This is a genomic window from Chroogloeocystis siderophila 5.2 s.c.1 (assembly GCF_001904655.1).
Taxonomy (GTDB): domain Bacteria; phylum Cyanobacteriota; class Cyanobacteriia; order Cyanobacteriales; family Chroococcidiopsidaceae; genus Chroogloeocystis; species Chroogloeocystis siderophila.
Genome location: NZ_MRCC01000026.1, coordinates 21,096 through 45,908, shown reverse-complemented (window position 1 = coordinate 45,908; position 24,813 = coordinate 21,096). Strand labels below are relative to the sequence as shown.

Here is a 24,813-nt window from a genome sequence, read left to right as displayed (position 1 = left end):
TCTTGACCGCTCTGACTCGAGTTGCCATAGAAGCATTTCATTCTTCCATTTTTTTTGGCAAAAATATCATTACTCTTTCCGCAACGCCGATATTTTTGCTAATTACCAAATAACAGTTACCAGCTTTTAAGTTATGTTTCTTTTCACCACTGACTTAATAGTGGCAAATAGGTTAATTGATCAAATATTTAAGCTTCGTATTCCACAGATTTTTGACACAGAAGAGTAGGTGAGCGTCTATAGAAATAGCCTGCTATTGAATGCATTCAACTCACTTACGCGAGCTATGCTAAGTTAAGTTTAGAAGTACTACTCAACTGTTGCTGTAGTTATGATGTGAGCTTGGTAAGGATTATGCGTATCCCGATAAATAGTATTAGAAATGTGGTTTTCCTGTTGATTTAGATGATAATATTCCTGAGGAGTCAAATATCCGTATTTTTGGTCAAGATCGCGGGTTTGTTTGTTACTCGTTACTCGGAATGCTGATATTGATAATGTACGCTAGCTCTATATCAATACTGTGTTGTGATTGTGATGATTCTGTATCCATCTGCTGCAATCATTAATTACGCTCCTGGTTTAAAGTAATTCAACAAGCGATCGCCATCACAATTGCTAGCTTCAACAGCCATAATATCACTTCACCTAGGTAAATCAACAACAGATTTCAATTATCAAACTATTGTCTATTTATATTGAGCTAATCAAGGAGTAGTAGGAGTTGATGCCTCTTTATCAGGCGAGGAGCCAATCCGACGTCCAGGAACAGATAAGCTATCTACAATACTTTTGATAGAACTGGCAAATGGAACCGCGACAACAAGACCGAGAAAACCTCCAATCTTTGCACCTACTAATAAAGAAAAGAGAATCCAGACAGGATTCAGCCCTGTAAAACCGCCAATTAACTGAGGTGCAATGCCATTTTCGATGAGTTGATCGACAATCGTGGCGACAACTAGCACTCTTAACCCCAGCCAGATACTATGCAAAGCAGTCAGCAGGCTAACCAACGTAATGCCCAAAGCAACCCCAAACGGAAACAACGCCATTACCCCAACTCCTAGCCCAAACAATAGACCAAACGGAACTCGGATGACTAAAAACGCGAGAGTCATCACGCTTCCCATCAATACGGCTAACATTGCTTGTCCTAGAAAATAGTTGTGAAAATTTTGGCGAAAGGCATGACGAATGCGAACACTCGTTCTATGGGGGAACCATTGAAAAATACCATCCCAGACACGATCGCCATGCAGCAGTAAATAGAAGGTTAAAACAATCGTGAGCATCAAATTCAACACACTACCGATCGCATTCAACAAAAATGTGAGAATAGCACCACTAATTGCTTGCAATTGAGTTGGTATCCGTTCTTCGAGTTGAACTGTAAGTTTACTGACATCTACAGGTAAGCGACGCGCATTTGCCCAAGATTGAAGTGCCTGTAGCTGTTGACTACCTGAATCAATCCAGAGTGGAATATTGTTAGCGAGTTCATTTACCTGCTCAATTAAAAGTGGAATTAAAGTGATACCTAAAATTACCAATAGCGCGATCGTCAGTAACAACACCAGTAACACAGCACGCGTTCGAGATAGGCGAAATCGCTGTAACAAATTGACTGGGTAACTTAACACAAACGCCAGCAGCATCGCGGTCACAAACACAGATACAATCGACTGAAAATAATTCAATACAATGAGCAACACCCAACCATTGAGGATAAGCAGCGGTAGTGTTAGTCCCCAAGTAACCCATCGCGGTAAAGCTGCAAATATTTTCATTGAGATGTACCTTGGGGTTTCCGTTGTCGCTGTAGCGCATAAATTCCTAATATCAGAACTTTAAGAGGATGATACTTGCGAAATTGATTAACCATCCAAATTGCTAAGCTGACTAGTATAAAACTCACCAACACAGGTGCTACTTGAGACAAAAAGAACCAAGGAAAGACATTGCTTTGCATATCATGCGCCTGGTTTAAAATAATCCAACAAGCGATCGCCAGAATCAGCGCGGACTAAAGCAATCACAACCGCAGGAAGCGCACTCCAGCTAGGATACACAAGATAGCGCGTCTCCCAACGCGGGTGAAACTTGTCTTTATACTCGTGCAATCCTTTAAAGTTATAAAATCGATTCAAATGCTCGTAAAGATACGCTAAGACTTTTTCCAAACGCGGTGATGCACTTCCACCAACTCCCGATAACGCCGAAAGACCAAGATTAAACCCGTCATAACCTTGCGCTTGAAAATGCTGGAACATCGAAACAAATAAAAAATCCATCGCGCCATGTTCAATATCTTGGCGATGTCGCATCAAATCGATCGTAATTTCGTTAAGTTGATACTCTGGAACCACGTTCGCAAAAGCAATAATATTGCCATCAGCAGTTTCTACCGCCGCAATTTCACACTCACGTAGATAAGCTTGCTCAAACCAACCCAAAGAAAACCGCTTTTCTGAACCTTGCATCAGCTTTAGCCATTCATCGCTGACAGTTTTTAACTGGCGTAATAACTCATCAGCAATCGGTGGTTCGTAAAACTTGACTTGATACCCCGACTTCGTAAAACGATTAACGGCGGTGCGAAAGTTTTTACCAGCTTTTCCTTGTAAAGTGAATGTTTTCAAATCAACGATCGCTTCTTCGCCGATTTGTAATACCTGAAAGCCCAAGGATTGGTAAAGTTCAAGATTGTCAGGCAAAGTTTGATAAAAAGCCGGATACCAGTCGTTACGTTCGCAGAACTGCTGAAAGCCAAAAATGACTTCGCGGCGATCTTCAACAGGACCAATCGGATCACCTAATGCAACCGCACCGCGTCCTTTAGGAACATATGCGATCACACTTTGACCCAAAGGACTAAAGTAGTAAAACTTATCATCTAACAGAGCAAACCGCGCCAAAGACGAGCGACCATACTGCTGTACAATTGCTTTTGCCCGTTGTCGCTCGGTCGGAGCAGCCGCATTACGCAGCAATACAGGACGTAGTAGCAGCAGCAATGCGTAACCAAAAGTCACGGCACCAATAATATAGATTGAATTTGCAAAAAAGCTACCGTAGCGCGTTCTTGGTTGCAGTCCCGCATTATCAGCGGTAAAAAACATCGCCAAGGTCTGAAATAAAGCCCCACTCAGGCTAAAATTCATCGAATATTGGCGGTCTAGTAAGTAAAATCCAACAGTTCCATACGCGAGTGTAAACAGCAACGCCGCGAGTAAAGCTCGCACTCCCTGCGCTAGCGAAGGCAGATCTGATTTTGCGCAAAAGGTACGGCGCATGACTATTAATTGCACCAGCACTACCCCAGAAAGTAAACTCTCTTCATAGTCGAGTCCTTTGAGTAAGTGGCTAAGAATCGAGATAACTAATAAGGTGATCGTCAGTATCCAAGCAACACGTTTGCGTCGTAAAAGGTTAGTTGCTAGCGTCAGTAAAATAAACCCCGTAAGTGCTGCAAAGATATGACCGCCCGCCCGCACTTCAAACGGAAAAATTTGTTCTAACCAGCGAATCCGCTCTGGTAAACTAGGAGTTACAGCTGATATTAGATTCACAACTCCAACTAATCCGGTCAGAATTGCTGCTGTCCAAAGTCCAAGCCGAGTTCTGGTGCGATCGCGCATAGCTTTAAAAATGGGTGGATATCACTAAACAGTTTTTTAGATTCGATCATCGGTCATGGGTGATATTGAATAATGACAACGACCAATTATCATTTCTCAGCTTGCATAAACTGCATTCCCACATACGCGAGTGAATCGTACAAATGCTTGTGAAAGTAGTTCCAACCGATATCTGCTCCCGATAAACCATGTCCGCCAGGAAAGGTATAGAAAACATTGGCGATTCCTAACCGATTTAACGTTTTGTGAAAAGTTTGGGTAGAAGCTAGAAAATCGGTATCGTTTTGACCTGCATCTAAATAAATCCGCAACCGTTGACGCTCCTGGGTAGGCAAAGTTTGTATAAATTGTTGCGGGCTATTTTGCCAACCACTATTATCTGTAAAATAACCGCCATGGCTAAATAAAATATTGAAGTTGTTCAAATGATGTAACCCAATATTCAAGGCTCCCCAACCTCCTGACGATATACCACCCATCGCCCAAAACTGCGGATTTTCTAGCGTTCGGTAGCGCGATTGAACAACTTGTACTAACTCTGAACCGATTAATGTTCCCACCTTACCATTCGGTCCATCATAATAGTCAGGATCCCATAAAGGACTCGAACCGCGATTATCGTTACCATCTGGTGTAATCACTATTGATGGCGGTAACTTTTTACTTACGTACAAGTCATGTAACACAGTTATGATTGCATATTTGTCGGCATAAGCACGTGCATCATCATGACCACCATGTAGTAGAAAAATTACTGGGTAGCGCTTTTGCTGGTTTTGACTGTAATTTGGTGGCAAAATGATACCGTAAGTGCGAGGTGAACGCATTGCTTGACTATCAAAACTCGCAAGTTGAAACGTCAGCCCTGTTTCTTTTGTTGTTTCTTCTTGTGGTGGATCGAATTGCGGCGCACCTTCAATAAATACGTACCAGTAACCAATAGCAGTAAGAATCACGCTCGCCCCCACAAAGCTAATGAAAACCTTTCGAGAAAATTTCATTTATTTAGCTTATTCTATCTTTAGTCAGATGTTATTTCTTTAAATTGTCATTCATGTGACGCCAACATAAATCTCAAATGACAAGTCTAGGTCAACAGTTTGCAGTTACCAGTTAACAGCGAGATATTAAATTGAAGGCTTGCTATATAGGCTGAAAACTACTATCGTCGCGCTAGTCTATTGCTAATCTTTACTTTACAGTTTTCTAACGACTAGTCATGTGGTTGCCATAAGTTAATTACATAACCGTCACACTCTACTGGTAATTTGTAAGCATCCCTCTGAGGAGTTAACTTATGAATAAAAGCTTCTCGATTTCTTGGGTATTGAGTGTGTTACTCGTAACCAGTGTTGGGTTAATGAGTGGTGCGAATACCTCAAAAGCGGCGATCGCCATTCTTCGTTATCCAGTAACTTTCACATTGCTGCGGAAACTCAGTTTGTACCTGGCGAAATAAGGCGATCACTTGCGTGATATCCTCTGGAGAAATAACTAAATTCCAAAAATTCTTACCTCTAACTTCACTAAAAACATAGCCAGTTAACTTTTCACAAGCTTGATTAAAACGCACAATTTTACCTTGAGTATCCGTAACGAGAACTAACGCACCACTTGTATTGAGTACTGCGGAGGTAAAGTCATGCTCTTGTTCGAGGATAAGCTCAGTTTGCTGGCGCTGATTAATTTCTCGATATGTGAAATAATATATTCTACAAAGCAAACACAAATTGAGTATAATACCAGCGGTAAAGGCAGAAACTGTAAAGTAAGAATTTGCTTGAGCTTGTCGCGATCGCTGCTCTAAAATTGCATTTTCTTGCTGTTCAATTTCTTCGCCGTTTCAAAATCAAATTTCTTTCGTGTATCAATTACATACTGACTGACAGCAATTCTCTGCTTAATGAGTAACTCAAGTTTCTTCAGATGTTGCTGATACTTTGGATTGTTTCCTATTAAATATCTCAACTCTTTGAGTTGTTGAGTAACTGAAACAGTTGCTGCATTGTATGGCTCTAAATAATTGTCCTGACCAGTAATAACATAACCACGCTGCCCAGTTTCCACATCTTTCATTTGAGAAACTACAGCTTCTAGTTTTTCTAGGATTTTATGCGAGTTTATTGCTTGGTTGTAAGTGCGAATAAGCCCATTCAGATTACGGTAGGAAACAATACTAATAATAATTAAAATTAGCGAAGTTAAACCAAATCCTGCTGCAACATTTTTGAGGAAAGAACTACCTTGTTTTATTTTTTGACGTCGAATCATAGCACTATCCAATTCTCCCAAATTCCGGCATAACTCGATTAGTTAAATCGTTTGAAGCGCAAGTTTCCGTAATGCTTCTACCTGGGCAAAAGTGAGTTCTCGCAGAACATAATCCATGATACATAGCGCGCCTATACTGTAACCTTCAACCGTAGTCAGAGGTACGCCTGCATAAAAGCGAATATAAGGATCTGAAGTTACTAGTAGACTTGTGGCAAAGTGTTCATCAGCTAAGGTGTCTGGAATAATGAAAATATCCGATTGACTAATAGTATGCGTACAAAAAGAAAAACAACGCGGGGTTTCTGTTGTTGTGATTCCCACCTTCGATTTAAACCATTGACGTTGCGTATCGACCAAGCTAATGTGAGCAATAGGTGTCTGACAAATGTATGCAGCTAAGGTCGTAATTCCATCAAAGGTTTTTTTCAGGAGCCGTATCAAGAATGTGGCACTGGTAAAGTGCTTGTAGTCTGGCAACTTCGTCTGGTGATGAATCGGTGTTACCTTTCACCCCTTGGCTCATTGTTGAGTCCATCTCTGCTTTATTCCTGCATGACTTGTTGCAATTGAGTCATTAAAGTTTGCTTTAATGCCGCCCAAGATGACTAGAGTAAGTTCACGGAATCTTTTTACCTCTAAAGACTGGTGTCTATCGTAATCTGTCCAGGTGTTCACGCACCCGAATTGACGCAAGAATTTATTCAAGGGCTAAACGCCACTTCGAGTTATGTCAACAATTTTTTGGTTTTTCCAACGCACGACTATACAGTGTTGTCACCACTCCACATTTTGCAGTTTTTACAATCGCAGCTTGGCGATCCGCAGCAGTCATCGCCCGCCGTTGTCTTTATCGCTTTTAGTGCAGGCGTAGTCGGTGCAATTACAGCAGCAAGCCTGTGGCAAAGTTTAGGCGGACAAGTCTTAGCTTTGATTGCAATCGACGGTTGGGGAGTTCCCCTTTTTGGCAACTTTCCTTTACATCGCCTCAGTCATGATTACTTTACGCACTGGAGTTCTGCGATGCTAGGAAGTGGTAGTGCTAATTTCTATGCCGAACCTGCGGTCGATCATTTAACATTATGGCGATCGCCACAAAATGTTTCTGGCTGTTACGTAGAAAACTCACAACCTTTAATATCTCTGACTGCTGCTGAATTTTTGATTATGCTGTTAGAGCAATACAAAATCAGAAATGCTAGTTGACCGACTTGTGTGCTTATAGCTAGTCATTATTACTTTAATTATCCATTCACTCGCTCCTAACTTCTAAGTTTATGTTTCCTGTTGAAGAACCACCCGATTTTGGTAGAGGATTTCGCGCCTTACTCAAGAATCAACCTTTCATATTGATGTGGATTGGGCAGTTGTTTTCCCAAATCGCTGATAAAGTTTTCTTTGTTTTGCTGATTGCACTGTTGGCGAAATATCAAACAACTCCAGGTATGGAAAACTCGATGCGATCTACACTCATGCTGGCATTTACCCTACCCGCAATTTTCTTTGGTTCGGCTGGCGGAATCTTTGTCGATCGCTATCAAAAAAAACCTGTCCTTGTTGCAGCAGATATAGTGCGCGGTATCCTCACAATCGCTATTCCGTGGTTGCCAAGAGAATTTTTAATTTTGTTAATTCTGACGTTTACTATCTCCACGGTGACACAGTTTTTTGCACCCGCAGAACAAGCTGCAATTCCGCTGTTGGTAAGGCGAGAGAATTTAATGGCAGCAAATGCCTTATTTGCAACAACAACAATGGGAGCATTAATCGTCGGCTTTGCGGTAGGAGAACCTATGCTGAGTTTGGCGCGTAATTGGAACACTGAATACGGTGGAGAATTATTAGTAGGTGGGTTGTATTTACTTTCTGGCGTTATTATGCAACTTGTCACTTTTAGAGAAAAAGCGCCCGCAGATATCAAGTTAAGAACGGTTCATCCTTGGAGTGACTTCAAAGCAGGCTTGCGCTATCTCCAACGCAATCGCTTGGTGTGGAACGCGGTGCTGCAATTAACACTTTTATACTCCGTATTCGCGGCATTAACAGTTTTGACGATCGAGCTTGCAGCAGAAATTGGTTTAAGAGAAACACAATTTGGCTTTTTATTAGCAGCTTCGGGAGTCGGGATGGCTTTAGGTGCAGGCGTCTTAGGACATTGGGGCGATCGCTTTCACCATAAACCTTTACCTTTATACGGATTTTTAAGTATGGCGTTTGTGCTGGCGGTATTTACTTTTACCAATAGTTTACCGCTTGGGTTAGGATTAAGTGCATTACTCGGCTTAGGTGCATCATTGATTGGTGTACCAATGCAAACTTTAATTCAACAGCAAACGCCGCCAGAAATGCATGGTAAAGTGTTCGGATTTCAAAACAATGCAGTCAATATTGCCTTAAGTTTACCACTGGCGATCGCAGGACCTTTGACAGATGCACTCGGCTTACGCGCTGTGCTGTTGGGAATGAGTGTTTTTGTCGTTATCGTAGGATTTTGGGCATGGAAAAACACGCGCAGCACGCTTCGCGATGTGCTGTGATCCGCTTTTGCTTGCATGATCCTTACATTGGGAGTGCAGGAAAGAGGATTTGGATGTATTGCGAGAATTTGAATTGATGTGATACTGCAATGTCAGAAGTAATATTTATTTTTGCAAGTATTTTTTCTACTATTAGACACAAGAATTCCACTGAAGATTAGAATAGAATTTCGAGTTAAAATGCATTTTAAAATACAAAAGCCAACCCTAATCAAGTTAGCCATTGCGTGAGGTCTTACCAGTGCGTTCACGAAGCGTTCCCTACGAAGAGTCGCGATCAAACAACATCTCCTTAGAAACTGAACCTCGGCTCAAGCCCGAAGTCTCAGCACCACCAATTAAAGCACCAAAACGGGCAACCGGTGGTTATGCCTTGATTGACAGTCTTAAGCGTCACGGTGTCACACACATTTTCGGTTATCCTGGTGGTGCAATTCTCCCAATTTACGATGAACTGTATCGCGCCGAAGCTGCTGGTGGAATTCAGCACATTTTGGTAAGACACGAACAAGGTGCGGCGCATGCAGCCGACGGCTATGCGCGGGCAACTGGAAAAGTCGGAGTCTGTTTTGGAACTTCCGGTCCAGGGGCGACAAATTTAGTGACAGGAATTGCTACCGCACACATGGACTCGATCCCGATGGTGATTATTACGGGACAAGTATCGCGTGCGGCAATTGGTACGGATGCGTTTCAAGAAACTGATATCTACGGGATCACGCTACCAATAGTTAAGCACTCTTATGTCGTGCGCGACCCCAAAGATATGGCGCGCATCGTCGCCGAAGCATTTTACATCGCTAGTTCTGGACGTCCAGGACCTGTTTTAATTGATGTTCCGAAAGACGTTGGGTTAGAAGAGTTTGACTACATTCCTGTAGAACCAGGAAGCGTTAAGCTACCAGGGTATCGCCCAACGGTCAAGGGAAATCCTCGGCAAATTGTCCAAGCGATTGACTTAATTCGTCAAGCACGGCAGCCGCTATTGTATGTAGGTGGTGGCGCGATCGCCGCAAATGCCCATGCTGAAGTCAAACAACTCGCCGAATTATTTAATATTCCTGTAACAACAACGCTGATGGGGATCGGTGCGTTTGACGAACACCATCCGCTATCGGTAGGAATGTTAGGAATGCACGGTACAGCGTATGCGAATTTTGCGGTGAGTGAGTGCGACTTGCTTATTTGTGTTGGCGCAAGATTTGATGATCGCGTCACAGGTAAGTTAGATGAATTCGCCTCGCACGCTAAAGTCATTCACATCGACATCGATCCAGCAGAAGTTGGTAAAAACCGCACGCCCGATGTACCCATTGTCGGTGATGTGCGCAACGTTCTCAAAGAATTATTGCGCCGCACTCACACTGCGGGAATCTCTGGTACGTCAAATCAAACGCAAGAATGGCTCAATCGCATTAACCGCTGGCGAGAAGAATATCCCTTAGTCGTACCACACCACGACCACAGTATTGCACCGCAAGAAGTCATTTTTGAGGTTGGTCGCCAAGCCCCAGATGCGTACTACACAACCGATGTTGGTCAACACCAAATGTGGGCAGCACAATTTTTGAAAAATGGTCCGCGTCGTTGGATTTCCAGCGCTGGATTAGGAACGATGGGCTTCGGCTTACCTGCTGCAATAGGCGCAAAAGTAGCGTTACCCGATGAGCAAGTTATTTGTATCAGTGGCGATGCAAGTTTCCAAATGAATCTCCAAGAGTTAGGAACAATAGCACATTATGGCATTAATGTCAAGACAGTCATTATTAATAATGGTTGGCAAGGCATGGTACGTCAATGGCAACAAGCGTTTTATGGCGAAAGATACTCTTCCTCAAATATGGAACCGGCGATGCCAGATTTTGAGTTACTGGCAAAAGCCTATGGTATCAAGGGAATGGTGATTCGCAGTCGCAATGAATTGCAAGATGCGATCGCCGAAATGCTAGCGCATGATGGGCCTGTTTTAGTTGACGCCCACGTAACCCGCGATGAAAACTGCTATCCTATGGTTGCCCCAGGTAAAAGCAATGCTCAAATGATTGGCTTACCCGAACGCCCCAAAGAGGAAACAGTAGCCGAACTCATCTATTGCAGCGATTGCGGTGCAAAAAACGTCAGCACGAACAAATTCTGTCCAGAGTGCGGGACTAAATTGTAAACCTAGCACCTGAAGTTGCGGCTAATCAAACGAAAACCACCTCTTTGGTCTATCAAGTAAGTGTGCGCAGGCACACTTAGCTTCCATGGCTCCAGACTTCAGTCTGTGGGCTTAAATATTATTTGTACAGAAAATCTGTTTAACTCGCAATTGGCACATTTGCAAAAGGTTCAGTATTAGGAATATAAATATCAATCACGTTGACTTGCATTGGTACTTGTAACCATACATAAGCATCAACCGTAGTTTGGTTAGTACTTTGCATCGCACCCAACGATACAACCCCTGTTGATTCACCACTAATGACTTTATATATTTCATTTGTTCCTGGATTGCGGGCTGTTGTACCATTTAAGTCGATGTTTTCTGAGAGGGGGATATTTGGTTTAAGCGCACGGATACGTATCTGTACGTTGACAACATCAAACTGACCAGGAATTCGGTTCACTCTGATTAATTCGACTTGCCCTTGATTACTTAAAGCAGGCTGCACAAACCTACCTGGTTCTAGTGTTGCAGTTGGAGATGGTGCTATGGTGGAATCGGGTGCAATGACAGGCGGCGGTGTCGGAATATTACTATCTGTTGTGTTCGATGGGTTAGTAGCAGTTGGCGACGGTATGGCGGTTAATTGCTCTAGGGAAGCTTCTAGCGCTTCTACCTCACGTTGTAGTGTAAACACTCGTGCAAGTGTCAGAGAACTCAAGATGATTGCCAAAGTAGAAAGCGCGATCGCAAATCTTGATAGCAATCTATTAGAACGTCTTGAATATAATTCGGTCTCGACGTTGGGTCTTTTGTAGTTTCGTCGTAGTATTCCCATAATTGCTATACATGATAGCTTCTAAAATACACAAAATTTTACTCGTTCGTTGTTGCAGCAGTTTTCGCGTCAGTAAAGTAAATAACTTACTAGTTTTCAACCTCACTGTTATTGCGTTCAAGTTCGTGGCATACTCGCTAAATGAATTTGTTTTACTATCAGTAACAGCGATCGCGTGAAGCTTAAGTATATTAGCTTACTACTCCTATTTTTCTTTGCCCAAGGCACCAAATCTGCAATTGCGCAAACACAACCTGCAATTGAACAGCAATCTCCACAACAGCTTTGCCCTGCACAAATTGGGACAGCTATTGAACAGATTACCAATCGTCCTCAATTTAGTCGATTACGGTGGGGAATTTCAATTCAAACACTCACCACAGCGCAAAATCTTTATAGCCAAGATGCGCAAAAGTATTTTATTCCAGCATCAAACGCCAAGTTACTTACAACCGCAGCCGCATTGCAACGACTAGGTTCACAATTTCAAATTCGTACCTCCGTGTATGCGAGTCGTGGCGGTTTGCGGATTGTCGGGCGCGGAGATCCCAGTTTCACTGACACGCAACTACAAGCGTTAGTTCGACAGTTGAGTCGTCGCGGAATTCGCCAAGTCAACCAACTCATTGCTGATGATAGTTACTTTCGCGGTAGTGTAGTCAATCCTACTTGGGAATGGGAAGATGTTCAGGTAGATTACGGCGCGCCAGTTGGTAACTTTATTTTAAATCAAAATGCGGTAGAGCTAAAGTTATTGCCCCAACAGATCGGTCAACCGTTACGGGTACAATGGAGCGATCCAGCCGAAGCGATATGGTGGCGGGTTGAAAATGAATCTTTAACGGTTCCTGCGGGGGAAACAACGACAACAAGTGTAAGTCGTAACTTAAAAGGTGCAGTACTGCAAATTGCAGGTAACTTGAGTATCGATGCTGAACCGCGATCAGTTAGTTTAGCAGTCGTTGAACCTACAGAACACTTTTTACGGCATTTCCGTCGGGCGCTCGCAAATGCAGGAATTACGACTCAGCAAACAGTTGTCGCGCGTACGACTCAAGAAAATACTCAGGAACTGGCCGCAGTTACATCACCACCACTCGCCCAACTTTTGGTTGAGACAAATCAGAATAGCAATAATCTCTATGCTGAAGCATTATTGCAGGCGATCGCCGCTCAAGCAAGTAGTAATACGAATGGTTTAGAGATTGTTCGTGATACCTTGACAACCTTAGGCATTGCTCCGAGTAGTTATGTATTAGCCGATAGTGCTGGTTTATCGCGTCATAATTTGGTGAGTCCAGAAGCTTTAGTCCAAACATTAAGAGTCATGGCGAGTTCCAATATCTATCGGAATTCCTTACCCATTGCGGGAATCAGTGGTACTTTGAAAAATCGCTTTCAGAATACACCAGCACAAGGTATTGTCCAAGCAAAAACTGGCACGATGACTGGTGTTGTTGCTTTATCCGGTTATCTCAATGCAACTAGCTATGAGCCGTTAGTTTTTAGTATTCTTGTTAATCAATCCAATTTACCAGCAACAGCAATTCGGCAAGCAATTGATACGATCGTGGTACTGTTAACTCGTTTGCGTCGGTGTTGAAAAGCTATTAGCTGTTAGCATTTAGCTTGTAGCTAGTGACTAGTTGTTTAGATTACAAAAAATTGCATAAAGTTAAAAAATACTGCAATTAATTGCGATATTTCTAACAGCTAATAATAATGACACTAAAGATAATTTTTCGCTATTTTGTCAAGGTTTGTGACAGTTTTGTTAGCTGGGATTTCCTCGAAACGCTCTTGTTATTGACCAGGAAACCTTTGAAACTGAGGTTTTAATAAAATGCAAACATCCAGCAAAAACAAGGTCAAACATCCTTGGTGGGCTGGAAATGCCCGATTTATTAACTTGTCAGGAACATTTCTTGTTGCACATATTGCACACGCAGCGATTGTATGTTTTGGTGTTGGTGCGTGGATTTTGTGGGAAATTGCGCGCTACTCGCCAACGCAACCAATGTATGAGCAAAAGCTATTTTGGCTACCGCGTTTAGCAACCCAAGGTTGGGGTGTATTAAATAATCAAGCGATCGATACTCAGCCTTATTTTCGGATCGCTGTTGTCTTAATTATCTCATCGCTCGTATTTGCAGTTGGTACTTGGTTTCATCGCACTAAAGTTGCTGAAAGCTTAGAAGAAGAGAAATTACTAGCACGTCGCTATCATTTTAGCTGGGATGACCCGAAGAAATTAGGGTTGATTTTAGGTAATCATCTCATTTTCTTGGGCTTAGGCGCGTTACTTGTCGCTGCTAAAGCAATGTTTTTTGGTGGTTTATACGATGCTAATCTAGGTGCAGTGCGAGTTGTGACAAATCCAACGCTCAATCCACTGGTAATTAGCGATCGCATCTTGCATCTATTTACGGTAAACAACTTAGAAGATGTCGTTGGCGGTCATATCTACGCCGGTGTACTGCTCATTGTAGGGGGAATCTGGCATCTTTCCCGCGAACCTTTTGATTGGGTCAAACGGCGGTTTATCTTTTCTGGAAATGCAATTTTAGGGTACTCGCTATTTGCGCTGTCACTCGTTGGATTTGCTGGGGCGTTTTATTGCGGATTTAACACGCTGGTGTATCCTGAAGAGTTTTATGGCGTGCGATCGCAGTTTAATTTATTTCTCTTACCCCACTTTTATATTCCAGGCGATCCCGAACCCACATCGCGAATTTGGTTAGCCAACGCCTATTTTTACCTTGCGTTTGTTGTTCTTCAAGGTTCGATATGGCATTTTGGGCTAGCTGCGAGTTACTTTGAACCAGTATTAGAATCTTGGAAAAATGCTTTCTCAGAAATCTTACCCAATCCCAACTTAGCGTATCAAAAACATTTTAATTACCAGCCACAATCTAATTTAGACACGTTTTACGAAACTCCAATAATTAAGCAAAAACCAGCTTTTGCGTATCAACAACCCGCGAATGACAATCTTTATAATCCTTCGCGCCCAAATGGAAAGCCAAGCTTCATTAACCCACAGCAAAATCAAAAAGTTCTTTACGAATTTAGCTATCCCAAAAATCATTCAAACTCGTTTTACGAAAGCCCAGCCGAGGATCAATCTAATGTCAACTATCCACACTCAATACCGCGTAAACTCTACGAAACAACTTACCCAACTCGAACAAGTACACATGGTAAAACCTTTGGATATAGATATGGTGCATAGATAAAAACCCCTCCCCTAATTCTAAATCCCCCACTTGTGGGGGATTTAGGGGGCTTCTCAATACCAAAAAATCATTGGAGAAAACGTTTAACTTAAACCATTACAGATATGGTCAAAATACATCCCAATTTCTCCACCCGCTTCAGCACCCACCAAGCGAGTCGTAACTTCCTTCATTGCTTGAATTGCTTGTATCGTAGGCTGGATAGGAACACCTAATGAATCGTAAGTTTCCTTAAGTCCATCAAGCACTCGCTCATCTAAAATCGAAGGATCGGCTGCTAGCATTGCATAAGTAGCATAACGTAAAAATAACGTTAAATCGCGGATACAAGCTGCATAACGCCGAGTCGGATACATATTCCCACCAGGACAAGTAATATCACCATAAAGCAACGAATTGGCTACAGCTTCGCGGATGATATTAGCCGCATTATTACTAATTGCCGATGCAGCTTTGACACGTAATTCACCAGATTGGAAATATCTTCTTAGCTTTTCTAATTCCTCGGTTTCTAGATATTTGCCGCGTTGATCTGCTGGGTTAATGAGCGAAGTAATTGTATCTTGCATTGCTTTCTTCTCAAACTAAAATTGGTAAAAAGATTGCAGAAATTAACTTCACAAAAATTGCGTTTGAAGATCTAGTACATTGCGCGAATCAAATAGTCAAAATAAGGCTTGGCGATCGCCGCCTCTTCACTACTCATCATGTTGGTTGCAACTTCTTTTAGGCAACGCATACAATTGCCTATATTACTGACAGGAACGCCTAAAGAAGTATACATTTCTCGCATTCCATCTACACCAATGTCTTCGAGGGGTTTCATGTTACCTGCTAAGACGGCATAGGAAATTAATCGTAGATACCAGCTTTGATCTCGTTGACATAATGCCGTCTTTTGAGGATCGCCGCTATTACTCGGTGTATTCGGAACAACTTGCCAAAAGCGACGGCTGCCTTCCTGCACAATTTTTTGTTCATTTTGTGTCAAGATTTGAGCAACTTTTAACCGCTGTTCTCCTGTTCTGAAAAAATCTTGTAGTTTATCTAGCTCAGTATTACTCAAAAAACGATTAGCATCATCCGATTGAGCGATTACTTGTGCTACTATGCTCATTTGCTGTCCTCCACAAAATTGAGAACTTTATTAGCTTTTTTTTAACTCTTATTTCTAAAAAAGTCAGCAAAAATTCTTACAATTTAATAAAGTAATTTATAACTTAACATTAGGATTATTATAGGTTTTATATAGAGATTAATCTATATGATAGTATTGTATTATCTGTTGAAAAAGATAATAGAGATAATTCTATTTGTATAAATTAAGTATTTTATTAATCTGCAACTACAAGAAGTAATACTAAATCACGAACAGGAATTATTTTGATAATTGGGATAAGGTTTATATTCCCATCATAAATTTGTAGCAATAAAACATAACAATTACAAAATCGATTTTCACAAATTCTCCTATTTTGTGTAATTTGTGAAAGTTTGCAGCAAGATCCTTTGTATTTATCTTTAAAAAGAACTTACATACAACTTTGCTAGAGTTGTTACGAATAACCGCTTCTAAATGTCCGCGAGGTTAGTTGGTGAAAGCGCCGAAGAAAAATGATTCCGGCGATCGCCACTCCCATCGATTGTCCGACCCACAATCCAACACTTCCAAGACCAAGGCGAAATCCTAGCAAATAGCCACTCGGTAATCCTACACCCCAAAATGCCAGCACACTTAGCAACATTGGCATCTGCGTATCTTGCAATCCGTATAACGCACCCATAGCTGTTTTTTGAACACCATCCAAAAGTTGAGCGATCGCCGCAATCGTCATGATTGGTAGTGCAAGTTTGAGTACATTGGCGTTTTGCTGATCGCGGATATCCAAATACATGGCGACGACTTGCTGGCAATATGCGAGTAGAGGGATCGCAGTTAGTGCCATAAATAAAAAAGCCGTCGATATGCCGATATACCCTGCAAGACGCGCACCAGGGAGGTTTTGCTGTCCTAACCACTGACCAACACGCGCCGTCACTGCGTAAGACATCCCCAGCGGTACCATAAAAATTACCAGCATTGTTTGAAAAACGATTTGATGTGCTGCCAGCGCATCAGTTCCCAACGTCCCCATTAAGTAAGTTACCACTGCAAACAGTCCATACTCCAAGGCGATCGTAACGGCGATCGGTACTCCAGTTCGTAGCAACTGCTGAATAATATGCGGTTTCAGGCAATGCAAACCTTGTAAGAATCGATAATGCTTAAGTTGCTCGTGTTTGAGTGTGTAGACAAGCAAAATCAAAAACATGACCCAAAAACTGAGTCCACTCGCTAACCCCAAACCTGCCAACTCCATTCGGGGAAATCCAAGCTTACCATAGCCTAAAACATAGTTACCAGTCACATTCACAAGCGTTCCTAAAAAGACAATCACCATCACCGGACGGGCTTGAGAAAGCGCCGATACATAGCTTCTCAACATAGCAAACCCTAAGGCGGGGAAAATTCCCCACAAAATCAAATTAAGATATCCATCAGCTAATACAACGGTTGTTTTTGCTTGTCCTGGGTGAACCATCACCGCATCCAAATGCCTAAGGAAGAACATCATCGGTATGCCAAGTAGCAACGATAGCCATATTCCCTGACGTGCAATTTGCTCGATTTGCGTTTTGTGTCCCCCACCATACGCGATCGCAACAAGTGGGCTGACTGCCATCACGACGCCACTGCCAATATTCAACAACAGCTGAAAAGTCGTTGATGCTAATCCTCCAGCTGCGAGACTCTCTGCGCCCAATTGTCCCATCATCAGAGTATCGACAAACCCAACAATGGCTTGCGCCACTTGCGCACTCGCGAGTGGAATCGCGAGTTTGAGAAATTCGCCAATCTCAGCTTTGATATTTGACTTGGCAAGCATTCGAATGCCTCCTTGCTGCTACACTTGTTCATCGCTTAAAATCTATAAAAATTGCTTGATCGCAGACTACTCAAACCTTGTGCAACTTACACAATCTTGCGATCTAAAAGTTGAACAACCAAATGCAAGCAAACAGTCTCAATCCTCCGATCTATTCAAGTGAAATATCCGGTTGGCAAAACATTGTGGTCGAAGAATTTTGTCAACCTCCAGGACAAGAGAAATATCAAAGCTTAACTGGACATACGCTGTGCTTATCTTTAAACCCGCGTCCAGCGCGCTTGTCGCAAACGATCGGCAATCGCCGTTACACAGGTCTTATTACTAAAGGCGATATCTCAATTATTCCGGCAAAGTCGCTGCTTTATTGCCAATGGAATCACGAGGATCGCTACTTGCGAATTCAAATCGCGGATGCGTTTCTTCAGCAAGTCGCGCAAGAAACTGTTGTGATGGACTCTAACCGCGTAGAACTCCTACCAGAGTTTCGAGACCGCAATCCTCAAATCGAACAAATTAGTACCATGCTTTTGACTGAACTGTATGCTGGAGGATTTGCAGGGCGGCTATATGTTGAATCACTAACGAATGTCTTAGCCGTACATCTACTGAGAAAATACTCTGCTGTCTCGTCGTGCGTTGTATTGTGCGATCGCGGATTGAGCGATCGCCAACTGTTACAAGTGACGGATTATATTAGCGCTCATCTAGCTCAAGATATCAAACTATCTGACTTAGCCCAACTGCTAGAGATGAGTCAATTTCACTTCAGTCGATTATTTAAGCAATCAACCGGAGTCGCACCGCATCAATATGTACTTCAGCAACGAGGAGAACGCGCAAAGCAGTTACTCAAAACAACAAAACTACCCGTTATGGAAATTGCCATGCAGTGTGGCTTCAGCAGTCATAGCCATTTAGGTAAATGGATGCGGCAGCATACCGGAATGACACCTAAAACCTACCGAACTAGCTAGTTAAATCGTCGCCCAATAGTCTTTTCCTTGATTTCCTCAAGTGCGATCGCCAAAGCTAATGTTATTGCGTTAGTAAAATAATTTGCTATGATATTAAAGCCCATAAGCGGATGTGGCGGAATTGGCAGACGCGCTAGATTTAGGTTCTAGTTCCGAGAGGAGTGGAGGTTCAAGTCCTCTCATCCGCATTTTTATTCTCAAGCTTATACCGCTGTTGAGGAGCAGATGTTAGGCAAGCTAGTACGCGATCGCTATCAGATTGTTCAAATCCTCAGCACAACAGAATTATGTCATACGTACCTTGCCAAAGATACGCATCAGCAGCACCCAACAACTTGTATTGTTAAAAATTTTCAGTCGGTCAGTGACCATCCTGAGTCTCTAGTAACTCTAAGAGGACTATTTTTGAGAGAAGTAGAAGCCTTAAAAAGGTTAGGTGACTACGACCGAGTCCCTCAACTTCTCGATTACTTCGAAGCGAATCAAGCATTTTACTTAGTGCAAGAATTCGTCGCGGGAAATCCACTAAATACAGAATTTGAACCAGGCCACACATGGAGTGAAAGCCAAGTCGTTGAGCTACTGCAAGAAGTCTTACTCATCCTAGAGTTTGTTCACAGTCACGGGCTAATTCATCGCGATATCCAGCCAAGTCACATTATCAGAAGACGACAAGACGATCGCTTAGTGCTAGTTGATTTTGGTTCGGTAAAACAAGCTTGGACGCAAGTGGTTACGAATCAAGGAAAGACGAATTCTAACTATTTTCTCAGTGGACCTGCAACTATTGCAATTGGTACAGCAGGCTATACGCCAACCGAACAAGCCCAAGGAAGACCACGCCCTAACAGTGATATCTACGCCCTGGGAATCATTGGAATTCAAGCTTTAACAGGTTTAAATCCCACACAATTTATACAAAATTCCGAAACAGGGGAAATCAGCTGGCAAGACAAATGTCAAGTTAGCCCTAAGCTGGCGCAGGTACTCGATAAAATGATCTGCTATCACTACAGAGATCGCTATCAAAGTGCAACAGAAACGCTGCAAGCATTACAACCTTTAGTTAAAAAGCATCTATATCCACAAGTCGTTATCAAGAAAAAGACAGATTATACTAAAGAATTAAAACAGCAAACTTTTCTTAGCAAACCAGCGCTACTCGTTGGAAGTTTGATTGGCAGTGTTGCTGCTATTTTGATTATTGGTGGCAATTACTATTTCACGCGATCGCCACAACGTACTCCACAACAAAAACCGTCTGTTTCGCTTTCCCCACGTTCCACGCTTAACAATATTGTCTTAGACAAAACACTTTCAGGACATTCTGATACCGTTTGGTCAGTGGCGGTAAAACCTAATAGTCAAAATATTCTTAGTGGTAGCAGCGATCGCACAATTAAACTGTGGAATGTCTCAACTGGTCAAGTCCTGCAAACGTTTTCTCGGCATTCAGGTACAGTTTGGTCAGTTGCGGTGAGTCCTGATGGACAAAGATTCGCAAGCGGAAGTAGCGACAACACCGCAGATGTTTGGGATTTAACGACAGGAAAAATTTTGTTTACGCTTGCTGGACATTCGGGTACAGTCTGGTCTACAGCTTTTAGTCCAGATAGTGCAACTCTTGCTACTGGAAGCGACGATCAAACAATTCGTCTATGGAGTATGAGTACAGGAAAAGAGTTTCGTCAGTTGTTAGGGCATTCGGGTGCAGTTAGAGCGATCGCATTTAGCCCTGATGCACAATACTTAATCAGTGGCAGTAGCGACAAGACAATTAAAATTTGGGACTTCCGTGCTGGTAAAGTTTTAAGAACATTGCAAGGACATAGCGATCGCATTCTCACATTAGCAATTAGTCCAGATGGTCGATTACTTGCAAGTGGCAGTGTAGACAAAACAATCAAAATTTGGCAAATCAGTACTGGGAAATTACTGCATACTTTGTCTGGGAATTCTCACTGGGTCAATACTGTCGCTTTTAGTCCTGATGGAACTTTACTTGCAAGTGGTATTGGGAAAAATTTAGAAGTTTGGGAGATAAGTACCGCCGAAAGGATCCGCACACCGTTTCAAGAAGCAAGTGATATTACTGCTGTTTATTTCAGCGCGGATAGCAAGCAGCTTATTAGTAGTAGCAGAGATAATTCGATCAAGATTTTGCGGCTGTAGTAATAGATTTTTTATCTTACGGCTTTGAGTTATTGAGTCGTTGACAGTTGACAGTTGACAAAGTCTTTCCACACTCTCTTCACTGTCCACTGATCTCTGACCTCTGCTATATTTCTATGATATCTTCTTCTCCTGCTAAGAGAAATATATTTCTTGTACGTTCATCCATGCAAACAATGTTGATAGGTAAGTAAAGCTTAACGAGCCAGCAGCATAATATATAGCACTGCTGCGTTTTTTGCTCCGGTGTAGAAAACACAATCCATTTCCTCAAGCTTCTAAATTAAGTCTCTGCGCTTCACAGCACCTCAAGTTTTGCAACCTTACGAACATTTGGAATAGTTCCACTTGTTAACTCATTATAAATATCAAGCAGATTGTCTCTTAATTCCTCTTCTGTCTCACCTTGAGTCCAATAGTTAGGATATTCTTCGAGAAAGCCTAACCACATATCATCTGCCACCTCTTTTTGAACTAAGAAGTAAGTTGGAGTGTGAATCTGTTGTCAGAATGTGCTTCATTAAATGTTCGTAAGTCTGGTAGGTATTTTGCCTACTCTACATTTAGCATTTGATCAGATGAACTTACTTAAATTGTTTGAGTGTCAAAAAGTAACTGCTGTTACTTGACATATGTATGATAAATACATTTACCTAACAGAAAATGCCTCGCTGAAGCGCCGCGTGACTGGTTCAAGTAAGAACGTTAATACCGATTTACGACGCGTAACGATTTCACCCGTTGCAGCCATACCAGGCGTTAACTGCACTTCTTGACCGCGAACTTGCAATGAATTTTTCTCTAACTTGAGTCGCGTAGGAAATACCAAGCCGAGCTTCTCGTCATTCACTGCATTCGGACTAACGCTAATGACTTCCGCGTTAATTGTACCGAATTCTTGGAAAGGAAAAGTTGCTAATTTGACTTTTGCCCGCATTCCTTCACGGATAAAGCCAATATCGCGGTTGAGAACGCGAACTTCTAGTAATAATTCTTCACCATCTGGTAGAATTGACAGCAACTCTTCTCCAGGTTGTACCGGTCCACTCGTTGCTTTGACGCTGTAAATGGTGCCAGAAACTGGAGCCGTAATGACTTCTTGCTCGCGCTGTTTCCTGGCTTGGACTAATTGACCTTGAACGGTTGCTTGTTCTTCGCGCCGTCTATTCAGTTGCGTTAAAATTTCGCTTTGGCGTTCTGATGCCAAACTCGCCGCTTGATCGCGTGCAGCTTGATACGCTTGTTCAGCTTGGCGGACTTGTTGTACTTGCGCTGTGATTTCTTTTTCTATTGATACAACGCGATCTTGTGCTTCGGTAATGCGCGATCGCGCGTTGGTAATTCCGTCTTCAGCGTTAGTCACACCCGCTTGCGCTTGCAAAACAGCATTTTGCGCTTCAATATAGTCGAGTCGGGGTGCTGCACCATCTTCTAGAAGTGTCCGTAGACTAGCTTCGCGTTTTTCAGCATTTGCTAGGAGACTTCTAGCTTTTTCGGCAATACTTTGGGCGTTAACCTGGTTTTGCTGAGCGTTAGCTAAAGTTGATCTCGCGTTGACAAGGTTATCTTGTAGGCGACTTAAGCGTACTCGCGCTTCGTTAATCACCGCTGCTTGACGATTTGCTTCGGCTATTGCTGCGGCTTGACGTGCTTCAAAGTTTTGCATTCGAGAACTTAGTAACTGATCTTGCAGATCGGTTCCTGATGCTGCTGCGCCTGTACGTTCTGCTTCCAAGCGTTTGAGATCTTCATTGATTAATTGCGCTGATCGCGTTAAGCGATCAACTTCAGCTTGCGGTAAGTCAGAGTTACGCTCAACAAGCACATCGCCTTGATTAACGCGATCGCCCTCTTTTACTCGCACTGCTAATATCGATCCTTCGCCGAGTGCGCGCACAGGTCGCACCTGCGCAGAAGCAATTAATTCTCCAGGCGCGATCGCAACTTCGTCAATCTTACTAAAATGCGCCCAACCAATTGCACCAAACACTACTAAACTAATGCTTCCTGCCAAAAGCCTTGTATATAAAGGTGGTAATTCTTGAACCGCTTTACCCAACTCGTACGAGAGAAACTCGTCGGGATTCGCAAACTGCTGTTTCACCTGCCGTAATTGTGCAGGTGAGGAAGCTAATGTTGGACGTTTTACTCTTTGCTGCGTTGTATCCATCGGCAATTGATGGTGCACTACCTAATGATGTTTAACTGATTTAGCGAAGACGCTGCACAATTTTGCTATATCTAAAGTAAGGCTGAATTGATTTAACTTCTTCAGATTTAGCTATTAGTTACTAATTATACTAAAAAACTCGTATTACTACTTATTTTCTTTTTTCTGTAAGCTTATGATACTACAACTACTGCGTTTTCTCACTCATACAAGTCAACCGTTTTTAGTTCCTATTTGCTTTGTTTGTGCTTGGGCATTTATAAGTGCGATCGCTTTGAGTTTGTGGACAGCTGTCCGTGACGGTGTTAATACGGGTAAGCGTCTTCATCAAATACCGTGTACTCACTGTCAATACTTTACAGGTGATTATCGCTTAAAATGCACCGTTCGACCTAGTATTGCGAATACAGAAGCCGCAATTGATTGTCTCGACTATCAACCAAAAACTAATCCTCTACTATACTAAGCAACATCTGACTGCATCAACCTTGTTAAAGTTTCCACAATGCTCGTACAAAAACTCAACAACTGTCCTGAATTTCTAGCTGGAGATAGCACGCATTTACGCGAATTATTGCATCCAGATAAACAAGCGATCACCTTACGCTACAGTCTAGCTCATGCTACTTTACCTGTAGGAGAAACTTCACAACCGCATTCTTTAAAAACATCTGAAGTTTACTACATTCTCAGTGGTAAGGGGGAAATGCACATCGACGATGAAACGCAGATCGTCGAACCAGGGGACGCAGTTTACATTCCACCGAATGCCAAGCAGTTTATTTACAGTTGTGGTGACCAACCGTTAGTTTTCATTTGTATTGTCGATCCAGCATGGCGCAAAGAAGATGAAACTGTTTATTAAAAAGCGCCTGCTACACAATCTATTAATTTTATCACTCGGACTTTGTTGGCTGTATAGCATTCCGACTTATGCAGCAAACACATTTTATCCAGTCAAATCTTCTTCGTTAACTCTATCGAGAGAAAATCTTGCTTCCTCGCCTCAAATTATTTCTAACCTGCAAGATCTTCTACCGCACCTAGCTAAAGCAAATGTAGTTTATTTAGGAGAAACGCACAATAATCTACAGCACCATCAAATGCAGTTGGAAATTATTCAATCTCTACACAAGCAGCAACCCAAAATTGCGATTGCCCTCGAAATGTTCCAACGCCCTTATCAACGATTTCTCGATCAATACATTGCCGGAAAACTAACAGAACAAGAACTTTTAGAAAAAACCGAATATAATCAACGTTGGGGCTTTCCTTGGGAAAATTATGCCCCGATTCTCCGCTATGCTAAAGCGAATAAACTACCAGTCTTAGCCTTAAATACTCCCTCGGAAGTTACGCGCCAAGTCGCCCGTGAAGGATTAGCTAGCCTGACACCCCAACAAAAACAATTCATTCCGCCCGCTACAGAGATTCGCACAGACAACGTTGAGTATCGTCAAATGATTCTTAACGCCTTCGAGCAACATCAACAAGCTGGACACGGTTCAAGTTCGGATTTTGAAAACTTCTTCCTTGCTCAAGTTTTGTGGGATGAAACAATGGCAGAAAAAATTACGCTGTTTCACCAATCTCAACCCAATTATCAAATCGTTGTCTTAGCAGGACAAGGACACATTATTTACGGTCATGGTATTCCTAATCGTGTGGCGCGTCGCGTACACAAACTTACTCAACATTCTGTACTGCTAAGTCCCCCAGAAGAACAGATAAATTCAAATCATCGCATCGCAGATTTTGTGATTAAGCGTGATAAATAGAGAATTTTTATATTAGTATATTCTTAATAATGGGAATTTTTCTATTTTTTTGGATTGCTAAAGATAGTAATTATAAATACAAAATAACACTACCAGATAAAACAACAATTTTCAACTCAA

At 42.3% G+C, this 24,813-nt stretch carries 24 protein-coding genes and 1 tRNA gene; 11 read left to right on the top strand and 14 right to left on the bottom strand.

Going from position 1 to position 24,813, the window contains the following annotated elements; all coding sequences use genetic code 11:
* Window positions 1-707 precede the first annotated feature (707 nt).
* The 7 genes from NIES1031_RS21760 to NIES1031_RS21730 all read right to left on the bottom strand — a co-directional run bounded on the left by NIES1031_RS21760 (window position 708) and on the right by NIES1031_RS21730 (window position 6,356).
* Window positions 708-1,790 (bottom strand): AI-2E family transporter, encoded by a 1,083-nt coding sequence (locus NIES1031_RS21760; protein WP_073551537.1) that lies wholly within the window; start codon window positions 1,788-1,790, stop codon window positions 708-710.
* A complete protein-coding gene (locus NIES1031_RS21755) occupies window positions 1,787-1,972 on the bottom strand; it encodes a hypothetical protein (protein ID WP_073551536.1) in 186 nt (61 codons plus the stop codon). Before NIES1031_RS21755 ends, NIES1031_RS21760 begins: the two co-directional genes overlap by 4 nt.
* Window position 1,973: 1 nt before the next feature.
* Complete coding sequence (locus NIES1031_RS21750; RefSeq protein WP_073551535.1) at window positions 1,974-3,641, bottom strand: phosphatidylglycerol lysyltransferase domain-containing protein; 1,668 nt, start codon at window positions 3,639-3,641, stop codon at window positions 1,974-1,976.
* An 89-nt stretch (window positions 3,642-3,730) separates the two neighbouring features.
* Entirely contained in the window at window positions 3,731-4,642 is a 912-nt protein-coding gene (locus tag NIES1031_RS21745) for an alpha/beta hydrolase (RefSeq protein WP_073551534.1), read from the bottom strand.
* 377 nt (window positions 4,643-5,019) lie between these two features.
* Window positions 5,020-5,364, bottom strand: coding sequence for a PAS domain-containing protein (locus tag NIES1031_RS21740; RefSeq protein WP_073551533.1), 345 nt, complete (start codon window positions 5,362-5,364; stop codon window positions 5,020-5,022).
* A gap of 80 nt (window positions 5,365-5,444) precedes the next feature.
* On the bottom strand, window positions 5,445-5,912 hold the full coding sequence (locus NIES1031_RS21735) for a CHASE3 domain-containing protein (RefSeq protein WP_073551532.1): 468 nt from the start codon (window positions 5,910-5,912) through the stop codon (window positions 5,445-5,447).
* Between the two features lie 42 nt (window positions 5,913-5,954).
* Window positions 5,955-6,356 (bottom strand): GAF domain-containing protein, encoded by a 402-nt coding sequence (locus tag NIES1031_RS21730; RefSeq protein WP_178378217.1) that lies wholly within the window; start codon window positions 6,354-6,356, stop codon window positions 5,955-5,957.
* 204 nt (window positions 6,357-6,560) lie between these two features.
* On the opposite strand from NIES1031_RS21730, the gene NIES1031_RS21725 reads away from it, so the two are divergent.
* The 3 genes from NIES1031_RS21725 to ilvB all read left to right on the top strand — a co-directional run bounded on the left by NIES1031_RS21725 (window position 6,561) and on the right by ilvB (window position 10,610).
* Window positions 6,561-7,118 (top strand): hypothetical protein, encoded by a 558-nt coding sequence (locus NIES1031_RS21725; RefSeq protein WP_073551530.1) that lies wholly within the window; start codon window positions 6,561-6,563, stop codon window positions 7,116-7,118.
* Window positions 7,119-7,189: 71 nt separating this feature from the next.
* Entirely contained in the window at window positions 7,190-8,449 is a 1,260-nt protein-coding gene (locus NIES1031_RS21720; RefSeq protein WP_073551529.1) for an MFS transporter, read from the top strand.
* 337 nt (window positions 8,450-8,786) lie between these two features.
* A complete protein-coding gene (ilvB, locus tag NIES1031_RS21715) occupies window positions 8,787-10,610 on the top strand; it encodes a biosynthetic-type acetolactate synthase large subunit (protein ID WP_218596923.1) in 1,824 nt (607 codons plus the stop codon).
* Between the two features lie 139 nt (window positions 10,611-10,749).
* Here the strand turns inward: ilvB and NIES1031_RS21710 are convergent, their stop codons facing one another.
* Window positions 10,750-11,361, bottom strand: a complete 612-nt coding sequence (locus NIES1031_RS21710) for a hypothetical protein (RefSeq protein ID WP_084544436.1) — start codon at window positions 11,359-11,361, stop codon at window positions 10,750-10,752.
* Window positions 11,362-11,608: 247 nt separating this feature from the next.
* Between NIES1031_RS21710 and dacB the strand changes: the two genes are divergently transcribed.
* Window positions 11,609-13,036, top strand: coding sequence for a D-alanyl-D-alanine carboxypeptidase/D-alanyl-D-alanine endopeptidase (gene dacB, locus NIES1031_RS21705; RefSeq protein WP_073551527.1), 1,428 nt, complete (start codon window positions 11,609-11,611; stop codon window positions 13,034-13,036).
* Window positions 13,037-13,276: 240 nt separating this feature from the next.
* Window positions 13,277-14,665, top strand: a complete 1,389-nt coding sequence (locus tag NIES1031_RS21700; RefSeq protein WP_073551526.1) for a chlorophyll A-B-binding protein — start codon at window positions 13,277-13,279, stop codon at window positions 14,663-14,665.
* Between the two features lie 87 nt (window positions 14,666-14,752).
* On the opposite strand, the gene NIES1031_RS21695 is transcribed toward NIES1031_RS21700, so the two are convergent.
* The 3 genes from NIES1031_RS21695 to NIES1031_RS21685 form a co-directional block, all read right to left on the bottom strand.
* Entirely contained in the window at window positions 14,753-15,238 is a 486-nt protein-coding gene (locus tag NIES1031_RS21695) for a globin family protein (RefSeq protein ID WP_073551525.1), read from the bottom strand.
* Between the two features lie 71 nt (window positions 15,239-15,309).
* Complete coding sequence (gene apcD, locus NIES1031_RS21690) at window positions 15,310-15,786, bottom strand: allophycocyanin subunit alpha-B (protein WP_015190166.1); 477 nt, start codon at window positions 15,784-15,786, stop codon at window positions 15,310-15,312.
* 439 nt (window positions 15,787-16,225) lie between these two features.
* Complete coding sequence (locus NIES1031_RS21685) at window positions 16,226-17,596, bottom strand: MATE family efflux transporter (RefSeq protein WP_073551524.1); 1,371 nt, start codon at window positions 17,594-17,596, stop codon at window positions 16,226-16,228.
* Window positions 17,597-17,718: 122 nt separating this feature from the next.
* Here NIES1031_RS21685 and NIES1031_RS21680 point away from each other — a divergent pair, with 122 nt between their 5' ends.
* The 3 genes from NIES1031_RS21680 (at window position 17,719) to NIES1031_RS21670 (ending at window position 20,745) form a co-directional block, all read left to right on the top strand.
* Complete coding sequence (locus NIES1031_RS21680) at window positions 17,719-18,573, top strand: helix-turn-helix domain-containing protein (RefSeq protein WP_073551523.1); 855 nt, start codon at window positions 17,719-17,721, stop codon at window positions 18,571-18,573.
* 106 nt (window positions 18,574-18,679) lie between these two features.
* Window positions 18,680-18,761 (top strand) — tRNA-Leu (locus NIES1031_RS21675).
* Between the two features lie 37 nt (window positions 18,762-18,798).
* Window positions 18,799-20,745 carry a serine/threonine-protein kinase gene (locus NIES1031_RS21670; protein WP_073551522.1) on the top strand — a complete coding sequence of 649 codons (1,947 nt, stop codon included), beginning with the start codon at window positions 18,799-18,801 and terminating at the stop codon, window positions 20,743-20,745.
* A 106-nt stretch (window positions 20,746-20,851) separates the two neighbouring features.
* Here NIES1031_RS21670 and NIES1031_RS26470 read toward each other — a convergent pair whose 3' ends face one another.
* The 3 genes from NIES1031_RS26470 to NIES1031_RS21665 form a co-directional block, all read right to left on the bottom strand.
* Window positions 20,852-21,004 carry a DUF6888 family protein gene (locus NIES1031_RS26470; RefSeq protein WP_407919515.1) on the bottom strand — a complete coding sequence of 51 codons (153 nt, stop codon included), beginning with the start codon at window positions 21,002-21,004 and terminating at the stop codon, window positions 20,852-20,854.
* A gap of 39 nt (window positions 21,005-21,043) precedes the next feature.
* Window positions 21,044-21,208, bottom strand: a complete 165-nt coding sequence (locus NIES1031_RS24030) for a type II toxin-antitoxin system HicB family antitoxin (RefSeq protein ID WP_236738946.1) — start codon at window positions 21,206-21,208, stop codon at window positions 21,044-21,046.
* Between the two features lie 186 nt (window positions 21,209-21,394).
* A complete protein-coding gene (locus NIES1031_RS21665; RefSeq protein ID WP_073551521.1) occupies window positions 21,395-22,915 on the bottom strand; it encodes a beta-barrel domain-containing protein in 1,521 nt (506 codons plus the stop codon).
* A gap of 175 nt (window positions 22,916-23,090) precedes the next feature.
* Between NIES1031_RS21665 and NIES1031_RS21660 the strand changes: the two genes are divergently transcribed.
* From NIES1031_RS21660 to NIES1031_RS21650, 3 genes are read left to right on the top strand one after another with little or no spacing between them, the layout of a single operon-like run.
* The gene (locus NIES1031_RS21660) at window positions 23,091-23,381 is read left to right on the top strand and encodes a hypothetical protein (protein WP_218596922.1); all 291 of its coding nucleotides are present in this window, start codon (window positions 23,091-23,093) and stop codon (window positions 23,379-23,381) included.
* A 39-nt stretch (window positions 23,382-23,420) separates the two neighbouring features.
* Window positions 23,421-23,780 (top strand): cupin domain-containing protein, encoded by a 360-nt coding sequence (locus tag NIES1031_RS21655; RefSeq protein WP_073551520.1) that lies wholly within the window; start codon window positions 23,421-23,423, stop codon window positions 23,778-23,780.
* The gene (locus tag NIES1031_RS21650) at window positions 23,764-24,693 is read left to right on the top strand and encodes a ChaN family lipoprotein (protein ID WP_073551519.1); all 930 of its coding nucleotides are present in this window, start codon (window positions 23,764-23,766) and stop codon (window positions 24,691-24,693) included. The genes NIES1031_RS21655 and NIES1031_RS21650 overlap by 17 nt, the downstream gene beginning before the upstream one ends.
* Window positions 24,694-24,813 lie beyond the last annotated feature (120 nt).